General features: G+C 72.1%; 8 protein-coding genes. 6 read left to right on the top strand and 2 right to left on the bottom strand.

The window, feature by feature from the left end; translation table 11 throughout:
• Positions 1–491 precede the first annotated feature (491 nt).
• The 3 genes from ACFQE5_RS12090 to ACFQE5_RS12080 all read left to right on the top strand — a co-directional run bounded on the left by ACFQE5_RS12090 (position 492) and on the right by ACFQE5_RS12080 (position 4,109).
• Positions 492–1,214: a M23 family metallopeptidase gene (locus ACFQE5_RS12090; RefSeq protein ID WP_379584961.1), complete on the top strand. Its 723-nt coding sequence runs from the start codon at positions 492–494 to the stop codon at positions 1,212–1,214.
• A gap of 272 nt (positions 1,215–1,486) precedes the next feature.
• Complete coding sequence (locus ACFQE5_RS12085) at positions 1,487–2,527, top strand: DUF4192 domain-containing protein (RefSeq protein ID WP_379584960.1); 1,041 nt, start codon at positions 1,487–1,489, stop codon at positions 2,525–2,527.
• 307 nt (positions 2,528–2,834) lie between these two features.
• A complete protein-coding gene (locus tag ACFQE5_RS12080; RefSeq protein WP_379584959.1) occupies positions 2,835–4,109 on the top strand; it encodes an acyl-CoA dehydrogenase family protein in 1,275 nt (424 codons plus the stop codon).
• Between the two features lie 22 nt (positions 4,110–4,131).
• Here ACFQE5_RS12080 and galE read toward each other — a convergent pair whose 3' ends face one another.
• Both galE and ACFQE5_RS12070 read right to left on the bottom strand, forming a co-directional pair.
• On the bottom strand, positions 4,132–5,094 hold the full coding sequence (gene galE, locus ACFQE5_RS12075; protein WP_379584958.1) for a UDP-glucose 4-epimerase GalE: 963 nt from the start codon (positions 5,092–5,094) through the stop codon (positions 4,132–4,134).
• A 111-nt stretch (positions 5,095–5,205) separates the two neighbouring features.
• Positions 5,206–5,949, bottom strand: coding sequence for a metal-dependent transcriptional regulator (locus ACFQE5_RS12070; RefSeq protein WP_379584957.1), 744 nt, complete (start codon positions 5,947–5,949; stop codon positions 5,206–5,208).
• 80 nt (positions 5,950–6,029) lie between these two features.
• On the opposite strand from ACFQE5_RS12070, the gene ACFQE5_RS12065 reads away from it, so the two are divergent.
• The 3 genes from ACFQE5_RS12065 to ACFQE5_RS12055 all read left to right on the top strand — a co-directional run.
• Entirely contained in the window at positions 6,030–6,893 is an 864-nt protein-coding gene (locus ACFQE5_RS12065) for a sulfurtransferase (protein WP_379584956.1), read from the top strand.
• Between the two features lie 70 nt (positions 6,894–6,963).
• Positions 6,964–8,133, top strand: a complete 1,170-nt coding sequence (locus tag ACFQE5_RS12060) for an acetoin utilization protein AcuC (protein ID WP_379584955.1) — start codon at positions 6,964–6,966, stop codon at positions 8,131–8,133.
• A gap of 162 nt (positions 8,134–8,295) precedes the next feature.
• Positions 8,296–10,901: bifunctional acetate--CoA ligase family protein/GNAT family N-acetyltransferase (locus ACFQE5_RS12055; protein WP_379584954.1), on the top strand; the 2,606-nt coding region annotated here is incomplete at its 3' end.

Raw genomic sequence — 10,901 nt, 5'->3', positions numbered from 1 at the left:
GTCAGGGTGATTTTGCGGTGAACGGCAGGTCCGTTGTCGGCGTGTCGCGCGCGACACGCCGACAATCCCGTTCGTCGCGCCGCCTCTTCCGGTGGTCTCAGCAAGGCGCCGAACGGGGCGTGGTCGCCGATTCGGCCGCTAGCTTCATATCCGGATCGCATCACGGCGCGGTCACGAAACGGACTCGGATCAAACCCCGATTGATCCGCCCGCCCCCCACGGGACGTCCGTCCGGGCCGTGAGATCCGGAAGGAAAGGTCGTGTCACGGCACCGCTCCCCCAAGGGCCGTCGCGCGCACCACGGGCCCCCGCTGCCGGCTCTCGTGTCGGCAGCGGGGACTGGTGGCGCGCACCGGGCCCCGTCCCCAACCCGAATGACCCCCCCGCGATTGGTGGCCGCCGCCGCCACCGTCGTCGCCGGAGGTGCGCTCGCCACTGGGGGTTACAGCCCCACGAACGGCGAGCCGCCTCCCACAGCCGAGGGAGCGCAGGTGCTCCGCCTCGGTGTCGAACAGTCCACCGGCGCCGCCGCGGCCGACGGCCCCGTCAACGGCGCGGAGCTGGCGGCCCTAGCGGCGCTGCCCGCCGCGGCGCCCGACTCCGCTGTGGCCGCGGGCCTGCGCGCGGCCGTCGATCCGCGCCGGGAGGCGGCGGCCGCCGCCGCGAATGCGACGAACGCGGTGGCAGCGGTCCAGGCTGCCCAGGTGGCACAGGAAGCCGAAGCGGCGAAGGCCGCGCAGCAGGCCCAGCAGACGCGCGTGGCACAGGTGGGAACCGCTGGTTCCGCGCAGATCGAGCTGGCGGCGCAGGTGAAGCCGGCCGCCCTCGGCGGCGTGCAGGTGGTCGCCGGTCGGGTCAGTTCCGGGTTCGGAATGCGTGGCGGCGCCATGCACTCGGGTCTGGACATCGCCGCCCCCATCGGGACCCCCATCCGTACCCCGCTGGCCGGCACCGTGATCAGTGCAGGTCCGGCCAGCGGGTTCGGGCTGTGGGTCCGGGTCCAGCACGCCGACGGGACCATCACCGTCTACGGCCACATCAACCGCTCGCTGGTCAGCGTCGGCCAGCAGGTGGCGGCGGGTCAGCAGATTGCCGAGGTCGGCAACCGTGGCCAGTCCACCGGCCCGCACCTGCACATCGAGGTGATCACCTCGGGTGGGCAGAAGATCGATCCGCGGCCGTGGCTGGACTCCCGGGGGTTCCGCTACCAGTAGCCCTCGGCGACCGAGGTCCGACACGGCGCGGATCGTGGCGCCACGGGCCATCCGGGTCTGTCCGACAGGAAGCAGGTCGGCCACGTGCTGCCCCCAAGCCACGCCACCGAACCGCCGACCGTAACCGTTGCCGGTGACATTCCTTCGCCGACCGGCTCGCCGCGTCCACACCAGAGTGGTCGGCTGCGGCCGGCCGGGCCCATCGGGCGGGTTGTCCACAGCCCGACACCGACGTGCTGACAGTCGGCGCACGCTCCGCGCACGCTGCGCGCATGACATCCATCGGAGTGCCCGACCACCCCTCGACCCGGCCCGGCCGTCCGGCCCAGACCACCGCCCGGGTCCGGGATCCCGGTGAGCTCGTCGCGGCGGTGCCGGTGCTGCTGGGGTTCCATCCGCGTGACTCGCTGGTCGTCATCGGCATCGGAGGCTCCGGTGTCGGCTCAGGGCTGCGGCTCGGGTTGACACTGCGTGTCGATCTGCCCCCGCCCACCGACACCGTGCCGGTGTGCCGGGCGGCCGCGGCGACCCTGAGCGCGAGCCATCCGGTCGGTGCGGTGGCGATCGTGCTGGGGGGGTCCGCTGGAGAGGGCGCTCCGCGGCCCGACGTCGCCGCGGCGATCAGCGAGGGGCTCGAGTCGGCGGGGATCGTCATGCACGGCATGATCTGGGCGCGCGACACCGCTGCCGGGGCGCCATGGATGTGCTACCCCCCGTGCGGCTGTTCCGGGGAGATACCCGATCCGGCGGCCACCGCGGTCGCGGCGGCGGCCGTCGCGGCGGGTCACGTCGTCTACGCCGACCGCGCGGAGCTGGAGCGGCAGGTCACCCCCGCCGATACCCAGCGGTTGCGGCGACGCGACGTTCTGCTCGACCGGGTACTCGGCACCACCGCGGCCGCCGACGACCAGGACGACGCACCGCACCACGTGACAGTGGACACCGCGCTCTCAGCCGCCGAAGCGGGGCGGCTCGAACTCGACGATGCGGTGGTCGTTGCGTTGGCCGCGGCGCTGCAGATCCCAGCAGTCCGGGACCGCGCATTGGCCGAATGCGTGGGACACCGTGCCGCGGCCGCGGAACAGTTGTGGGCCGCGCTCACCCGGGAGCTCCCCGATCCCGAGGCCGCGGACGCCGCGACTCTGCTCGCCGTTGCCGCGCTCGGCCGCGGCGACGGGGCACTGGCGAACGTGGCTCTCACCCGCGCCCAGCAGGCGTGGCCGGGGCATCGGCTCAGCGCGGTGCTCGGCAAGGCGGTGGCGACGGGGTTCGGGCCCGCGCAGGTGCGCCGCTGGTTGGGCGCTGACCGCTGAGGGATGGCGAACCATCGCCCGCGGTCATGACCGCCCGCCGCTCGCGCGGACGAACCGTCGCTTCGGCCCCGATCCCACACCGGGCACCCATCACCGACCTCGTCACGATCTGGGGCTTTCGCAATGGGCCGGATCTGAGCAGAGTCCTTCGCAGGCACAGGACTCGACACCGCCAGGGAGTCCGCGCCGACCCGTGTTCGCCGCTCACCGTTGCCCGGCCGTTCCTGGGGTACTGCAGAGATGTCCATGCCGTGCCCGGTGAGCCGACAGCAAGGGCTGCACGTGTCCAGTGGAGAGGAGCAGGTCAGTGGCAATTGACTTCACCCTGAGCGAGGGCCAGCGGGAGCTCCAGAAGAACGCGCAGGCGTTCGCAGAGAACGTGCTGCGTCCCGTTGCCGAGCGGATCGACCGTGCCCCGGACGGCTGGGAGTCCTTCCTCGCGGGCCGGGAGGCCTACCGGGAGATGGCCAAGGCCGGGTTCACCAAGTCCTTCATCCCGACCGAGTACGGCGGCGCCGGATTCACCATGCTCGATTTCGCGATCGCCGCGGAAGAGCTCACCCGGGTGGACATCAACGTGCCGACGACCCTGTTGGCCACCGGGCTCGGCCTGCAGCCGATCATCCAGCACGGTACGCCGGAGCAGAAGCAACGCCTGCTTCGCCCGTTCGCGGAGGACAGCGAGGGAGACCTGCTGGCCTCCTACGCCTTCACCGACGTTGCCGGCGGCGCGAACTTCGATTCACCCGATCCGGCAGGCGGGATCCAGACACTGGCCCGCCGCGACGGCGAGGAGTGGGTCATCACCGGGCAGAAGCACTACACGACCAACGGCACCGGCTGGGACCGCACAGGCTGCCACCTCTACACGGTGGTGTGCCGGACCGAGCCCGCCGGAGGCGCCGACGAGTCGCTGACGGTGATCGCGGTCCCCGGCGACACCCCCGGGATCTCCGTCACCGAGGTGTACGACAAGATCGGCAATCGGGGTGTCGTGACGCCGCGGGTGCATTTCGACGGGGTCCGGGTACCGCTCGACAACCTCATCGGCGAACCGGGCCGCCACGGCAAGCAGATCGTCTCCGGCGCGTTCAGCTGGACCGCTGCTCTGATCGGGGCGGCCTGCGTCGGGACGATGCGCGCCGCGTTCGAGGACGCCCTCGACTTCGCCCGGACCGAGAAGCGGCTGGGCACCGTGCCGGTGATCGAGCACCAGAATGTCGGCTTCATGCTGGCGGACATCAAGATGCGGATCGAGGCCTGCCGATACCTGACCTGGAAGGCCTGCCACGACTTCGACCACACGCACGGTTTGGCCGAGGAGCTGCCGATCATGACCAAGGTGTACTGCTCGGAGACCGCGGTCAGCACGGTCTACGACTGCATGCAGGTCATCGGAATCGCCAGCTACACCCGCGACCTGGCGCCGCTGGAGCGGATGATGCGCAACGCCATGGTCTTCCCCCTGTACGACGGTGGTAACCAAGGGGTACGACGTAGGCAGCTGCACGACATCCTCCGCCAGCCCGGGTACGACTCCATGCTCGCCGCCCGTGGGGACATCCCTCCCTGGCGGCAGTAGGCCGGGCGATCGCGGGCCGGGCTCAGACCGGCAGCCGGTCCTGGGTGAACCGCCAGGCGTCGGCGACGATGCCGGACAGCTCGGCCCGCACCGGGTGCCAGCCCAGCTCGGCCTTGGCCCGCTCACTGGAGGCCACCAGGACCGCGGGGTCGCCCGGGCGGCGCGGTGCCGGTGCCGCCGGGATGGGATGTCCCGTGACGGCGCGGCAGGCCTCGATCACCTCGCGCACCGAGAAGCCCCGGCCGTTGCCGAGGTTGTAGATCGTGTGCCGGCCAGGACGGGAGTGCTCCAGCGCCCGGAGGTGGGCGTCGGCGAGGTCGTCGACGTGGATGTAGTCGCGGATACAGGTGCCGTCCGGGGTGTTCCAGTCGTCGCCGTAGATCTGTACCGCCTCGCGCTGGCCCGCCGCCACCTGCAGCACGATGGGGATCAGGTGGGTCTCCACGGCGTGCCGCTCGCCGTAGCGGCCGTGCGCCCCCGCCACGTTGAAGTAGCGCAGGCTCGTCGCGGCCAGGCCGTGCGCGGCGGCGTAGGAGGTGATCATGTGGTCGATGGCCAGCTTGCTGGCGCCGTACGGGTTGGTCGGCCGCGTGGGGGCGTCTTCGCGGATCGGCACCTGCTCGGGCTCGCCGTAGGTGGCCGCGGTGGAGGAGAAGACCAGGCGCGGGGTGCCGTGCGCCCGCATGGCCTCCAGCAGCCGCAGCGACGTCACGACGTTGCCGTCCCAGTAGATCTCCGGGCGCTGAACCGACTCGCCCACCAGCGAGCGGGCGGCGAAGTGCAGCACGCCGTCGAAACCGTCGGCGAGGACCTCGCCGGACAGTTCGGCCAGGTCACCCTCCACGAACCGGCACCCGTCCGGCACCGCATCCCGGTGACCGGTGGACAGGTCATCGAGCACGACGACGTCGTGGCCGGCCGCAACCAGGTGCGCGGCGCACACACTGCCGACGTAACCGGCTCCACCGGTGACGAGCAGCTTCACAGATTCCTCCACGGGCGGTGTCACGACTACACGATGCAGCGTACGAACGCTCTCACGTGCCGCACCGGTCGCCGTTGCCGGGCACCGCCGACGACAACTGGTCCCCGCGTGCTACTGGCCGCGCTGCGGCTGGGAGCGGACGAGGACAGCGTGCGCGATGAGCGGTGCCACCGTGGCTTCGGCACCGTCCGCGACGACCGGGACGGCGTCGCCGAACCGAGGAATCGCCCGCACCTCGACCTCGCGGCCGGGGACGACCCCGGCGCTCTTGAGCTCCATCATCAGGTCCGAGTCGACCTGGACGTGTTCGGCGATACGACGGACCTGGACCCGGCCGCCGCCGCGGCGGGCGAACTCGTCGAGCCGCTGCAGGCCCAGCTCGAGGGCGGGTGGCGCCGACACCGCGGTGCTCTTGACGCCGGACGAGCCGGGCTTGACCGACAGCTCGCTCAGCCCGGGGATCGGGTTGCCGTAGGGGGAGATCGTCGGGTTGTCGAGCAACTGGACGAGCTTGCGCTCCACGGCGTCGCTCATGACATGCTCCCAGCGACACGCCTCGGCGTGGACGTACTCCCATTCCAGGCCGATTACGTCGGTGAGCAGGCGCTCGGCGAGCCGGTGCTTGCGCATGACAGCGACGGCGCGAGCCCGCCCCTCCTCGGTGAGCTCGAGATGGCGATCACCCGCGACCACGACCAGCCCGTCGCGTTCCATCCGGGCGACGGTTTGGCTCACCGTCGGCCCGCTTTGTCCGAGTCGCTCCGCGATGCGCGCCCTCAGTGGGACGACCCCCTCCTCCTCAAGTTCGTAGATGGTCCGCAGATACATCTCGGTGGTATCGATGAGCTCGTTCACAGCCGACCCTTTCGTAGCTTTCCCTATCCTAGCCGGGTCACGGCTGCAGCACGGTCTCCATCCCGGGGGAGGATGGTCCGGTGTCCCCTTTGCTCACACCCACTGACCTGGCACGACGATTGATCGGCAGCGATCGGCGGCAGCGCACGGTGGTGCTGGACGTCCGCTGGCGACTGGGCGGTCCGCCCGCGCGAACCGACTACGACGCCGGCCATGTGCCGGGTGCCGTGTACGTCGACCTCGACACCGAGCTGGCCGCACCGCCCGGGTCCGGGGGCCGCCATCCGCTGCCCGCACCGGAGCGGCTGCAGACGGTCCTGCGCGGTGCCGGGGTGCGGGCGGACTCGACGGTCGTGGCCTACGACGACGGCGACGGAGCTGTGGCGGCCCGGGCCTGGTGGCTGCTGCGCTGGGCCGGGCACGCCGCCGAGCGGACGGCGATCCTCGACGGCGGCATCGCCGCGTGGGTGGCCGAGGGGCATCCGATGTCCACCGAGCCTGCCGTTCCCGCACCCGGCGACGTCGTGGTTCGCCCCGGCGCGATGCCGGTGCTCGACGCCGACGCCGCGGCCGAGCTGGCGCACACCGGTGTTCTGCTGGACGCCCGCGCCGCGGCGCGCTACCGCGGCGAAACCGAGCCGGTCGATCCGCGCGCCGGACACATCCCCGGTGCCCGCAACGCTCCGGCCACGGACAATGTCGGCCCGGACGGACGCTGGCTCGCGCCCGAGGCACTGGCCACGCGGTTCGCCGCGTTCGGCGTGGACGGCGCCGCGGCGGTCGGTGCCTACTGTGGATCCGGGGTCAACGCGGCGGCGCTGGTGCTCGCGCTCGAGCACGCGGGCCTGGCCCCAGCGGATCGACCGGCCGCGCTGTACGTGGGATCGTGGTCGCAGTGGAGCGCCGACCCGGACCGTCCGGTCGCGACGGGGAGCCTGCCGTGAGGGCACCGCACCGAACTCGCCGGCGAACGGAATGGGCCGACCGGCGACGGATCCCTTACCGTCAGCTGTCATGACCCCCCGTGCGGCCGTGGTCTGGACCCCGGACTTCCTGACCTACCAGCTCTCCGATGATCACCCGCTCAACCCGGTGCGGCTCGACCTGACGATGCGTCTGGCCGCCGAGCTCGGGGTGCTGGAGGGCATCACCACCCTCGCGCCCGAGACCGCCCGCGACGAGGAGCTGATGCGGGTGCACACCGCGTCCTACCTGACGGCGGTGAGATCGGCGCCGGAGGTGCCGTTCGGGGTGGGCCACGGCCTCGGGACCGAGGACAACCCGATCTTCTTCGACATGCATGAGGCCAGTGCGCTGATCGCGGGCGGCTCCCTGCTCGCCGCGCAGCTGATCGCCGAGGGCCGGGTCGACCGGGCGGTGAACATCGCCGGTGGCCTGCACCACGCGATGCGCGACCGGGCCGCGGGTTTCTGCGTCTACAACGACTGTGCGATCGCGATCGCCTGGTTGCTGGAGCACGGCTACGAGCGGGTCGCGTACGTCGATGTCGACGTTCATCACGGCGACGGCGTGCAGGCGGCGTTCTACGACGACCCGCGGGTCATGACGATCTCTCTGCACCAGCATCCGCTGACCCTGTGGCCGGGTACCGGCTGGCCTGCCGAGTACGGCAGCGGCGACGGGGCCGGCTACTCGGTCAACGTGGCGCTCCCGCCGGGAACCGGGGATGCCGGCTGGCTCCGCGCGTTCAACGCGGTGGTCCCCTCGGTACTGGAGGCCTTCCGCCCGCAGGTGCTCGTCACCCAGTGCGGGGCCGACACCCACGCCGAGGACCCGCTGGCCAACCTGGAGCTGTCCGTCGATGGGCAGCGAACGATCTACGGCAGGCTCCGGGAGTTGGCCGAGACCACCGCGGGCGGGAAATGGCTCGTGCTCGGCGGCGGGGGCTACGCGCTGTTCAGGGTGGTGCCGCGGTCGTGGGCCCATCTGCTCGCCACCGTGCTCGACCGCGATGTCAAGCCCGAGCGAGCGGTGCCGCCGGGCTGGATGGCGCATGCCGCGACCCTCACGCGTCAGCCGTTGCCCGCCGGCATGACCGACGGGAAGGACCCCACGTTCGCGCCCTGGGGCGACACCCCGGACCGAGTCGACACGGCGATCATCGACGTCCGGCGTGCGGTGCTCCCGCTGCACGGCCTCGACCCCGACGACCCGCGGGACTGACTCGCCGACCGCGACCAGCATCTGCCGGCCAGCACCACCAGTCCGAAACGGAGTCTGAGCATGCAGCCGCCCTCCGCCCCGAACCCGGCTCCGACCGGCCGTGCCGCGGCGAGCGAACCGGCGGCTCCGAGCGGCCCGGACACCGGGGCCGAGCAGACCGCCATGGCCGAACCGAACTACCCGCGGCACTGGGCGGCCGACGTCGTCGCCTCGGACGGCGGAATCGTGCACCTGCGGCCGATCCTGCCCAGCGATGCCGACGCGCTCGTGGACTTCCACGCGCGGCTGTCCGACCGCACCCGCTATCTGCGCTACTTCGGCCCCTATCCACGGATCCCGCCGCGCGATCTCAAGCGCTTCACCCATGTCGACCACCGCAACCGGGTGGCCTTCATCGGACTGCTCGGCGACGAGATCATTGCGGTGGGCCGCTACGAGGGGCTGAGCGGCGACGCGGCCGACGGCGGCAAGCCCCGATCGGCCGAGGTGGCGTTCGTGGTCCGCGACGACCACCAGGGCCGCGGGCTCGGCTCGATCCTGCTCGAGCACCTCGCGGCGGCGGCCAGGGAGAACGGGCTGCGCCGTTTCGAGGCCGAGGTCCTGATGGAGAACCACCAGATGGTGCGCGTGTTCCGGGAGGCGGGCTACCAGGTCAGCCGGGAGTTCGCCGAGGGGGTGCTGCACCTGGAGTTCGACATCGACCCCACCGAGCGCTCGCTGGCCGTCCGGGATTCCCGGGAACAGGCCGCCGAAGCACGCAGCGTGCACAACCTGCTGCATCCGCGCTCGGTCGCGGTGATCGGCGCATCCACCGACCCGTCCAAGATCGGTCACGCGATCTTCCAGAACCTGTTGCGCGGCAACTTCAGCGGCGCGGTGTACCCGGTCAACTCCGGTGGCAGCCGGGCCCGGTCGGTGCGTGGGGTGCGGGCCTACGCCTCGGTCACCGACATCCCCGACGAGGTCGATCTCGCTGTCGTCGCGGTGCCCGCCGCGGGGATCGACGAGGTCATGGACTCCTGTTTGGCCAAGGGGGTCAAGGCACTCATCGTGATCAGCTCCGGGTTCGCCGACGCCGGTTCCGACGGGTCGACGGCGGAGCGCCGGATGGTCGAGGCCGCCAGGGCGCACGGGATGCGGGTGGTCGGGCCCAACGCCCTCGGGGTGGCCAACACGGCCCCCGACGTGCGGCTCAACGCCACGCTCGCCCCGTTCCTGCCGTGCGCGGGCCGGGTCGGGTTCTTCTCCCAGTCGGGAGCGCTGGGGATCGCGCTGCTGGCGACGGCCACCAAGCGGGGGCTCGGCCTGTCGACGTTCGTCTCGGCCGGCAACCGTGCCGACCTGTCGGGCAACGACCTGCTCCAGTACTGGCAGACCGATCCGGGCACCGATGTCGTGCTGCTGTATCTGGAGACGTTCGGCAACCCGCGCAAGTTCGGCAGGCTGGCGCGGCGGCTGGCCCGGACCAAACCGATCGTGGCGGTGAAGAGCGGGCGGCACACCGATCCGCGGCGTCGGCGGGCCACCGCCGTGCCGATCGACGACGCCAGCGTGGAGGCCCTCTTCGAGCAGTCCGGGGTGATCCGGGTCGGCTCGGTGGCCCAGCTGTTCGACACCGCGCTGCTGCTGGCCTACCAGCCGTTGCCGGCCGGGCCGAGGGTCGCGGTCGTGGGGAACTCGACGGCGCTGGGTGTCCTGGTCACCGATGGGCTGCTCGACGAGGGTCTCGAGCTCGCCGGCGAGCCCGTGGACGTCGGCGCCTCCGCCAGCCCGGAGGAGTTCGCGGCGGCGGTGGCCGAGGCGCTCGCGGCGGAGGGAACCGATGCGTTGGTCGCGGTGTTCGTCCCACCGGTCGCCACGCCGGGCACCGCGTACGCGCGTGCGCTGCGTGAGGTCGTCGCGGGCTCGGCCAAGCCGGTGGTGAGCACGTTCCTGGCCGTCGAGGGGGTGCCGGGGGAGCTGGCCGTGCCGCGCCCGGACGGCAACCCGGGCCCGGGTTCGGTTCCCAGCTACCCCAGCCCTGAGCGCGCGGTGGCCGCGCTGAGCAGGGTGATCCGGTACGCGCGATGGCGGGCCGAGCCGGTGGGGGAGTTCGTGACCCCGGAGGGCACCGACAGCGAGCGGGCGCGGGAGCTGGTGGCGCGGCTGGGAGCCGGTACGCAGTATGCGCTCGGCGACGACGACGTCCTGGACCTGCTGGCCTGCTACGGCATCGAGGTCACGCCCTTCCGGCGGGTCAGCGGGGTGGAGGCCGCGGTCGCCGCCGCGGACGAGCTGGGCTACCCGGTCGTGGTCAAGGCGGTCGGCGAGCGCTGGCGGCATCGCACGGATCTGGTGGGGGTTCGGCTCGACCTCGGCGCGCCCGCCGCGGTCGTCCGCGCCTGCCGCGAACTGGCCGACATCACCGGGTCGGCCGAGGTGTACGTCCAGCGGATGTCGCCGAGAGGGCTGTCCTGTGTGCTGGAGATCGTCGACGACCCGTCGTTCGGCTCGCTGCTGTCGTTCGGCCTGTCCGGTATCGCCACCGAACTGCTCGGCGACCGCGCCTACCGCGTCGTGCCGGTGTCCACGACCGATGCGGCGTCCCTGGTGCGCGCGCCGCGCGCGGCGCCGCTGTTGGAGGGCTACGGCGGCGCCGAGCCGGTCCGGCTCGGCGCGCTGGAAGACCTGGTGCTGCGGGTCGGGAAGATCGCCGAGGAGCTTCCCGAGGTGCGTTCGTTGGCGCTGAGCCCGGTGCTCGTCTCCGCCGCGGGCGCGTTCGTCACCAG

Source organism: Pseudonocardia hispaniensis (assembly GCF_042658695.1).
GTDB classification, from domain to species: Bacteria; Actinomycetota; Actinomycetes; order Mycobacteriales; family Pseudonocardiaceae; genus Pseudonocardia; species Pseudonocardia hispaniensis.
Note: the sequence above shows the minus strand (reverse complement) of the source record. Positions and strands in the feature narration are given on the sequence as shown.

Bases quoted from the DNA above. Each gene is read 5' to 3' on its own strand.
- ACFQE5_RS12085 (WP_379584960.1), top strand. From the start codon at position 1,487: ATGACATCCATCGGAGTGCCCGACCACCCCTCGACCCGGCCCGGCCGT.
- ACFQE5_RS12060 (WP_379584955.1), top strand. From the start codon at position 6,964: ATGACCCCCCGTGCGGCCGTGGTCTGGACCCCGGACTTCCTGACCTAC.